The 249-nt window shown below is 69.9% G+C and carries 1 protein-coding gene; it reads left to right on the top strand.

The annotated features are described in order from the left end of the window. Positions 1-249 (top strand): transposase family protein (locus IE94_RS0134845; RefSeq protein ID WP_037925166.1); only part of this gene is annotated, 249 nt, incomplete at both ends.

Here is a 249-nt window from a genome sequence, read left to right as displayed (position 1 = left end):
CGCGCCAGGGCGTCCCGGTCCTCGCCGACATGGCCTACATCGGTGCGGGCGACTGGGTCACCACCGCCAAGCGCCGCCCGCCCAACGGTGAACTCACTCTCACCGAGCGGACCGTGAACCGGGCCCTGTCCACGGCCCGGGCACCCGTCGAACGAGGCATGGCACGGCTGAAGTCCTGGCAGACCTTCCGCAGATCCCGCGTCAGCCCCAACCGCATGAGCGTCATCACCAAAGCCGTCCTCACCCTGG

The organism is Streptomyces violaceorubidus (assembly GCF_000717995.1).
GTDB classification, from domain to species: Bacteria; Actinomycetota; Actinomycetes; order Streptomycetales; family Streptomycetaceae; genus Streptomyces; species Streptomyces violaceorubidus.
The sequence above is the reverse complement of the archived record's forward strand: the minus strand, read 5'-3'. Positions and strand labels throughout refer to the sequence as shown.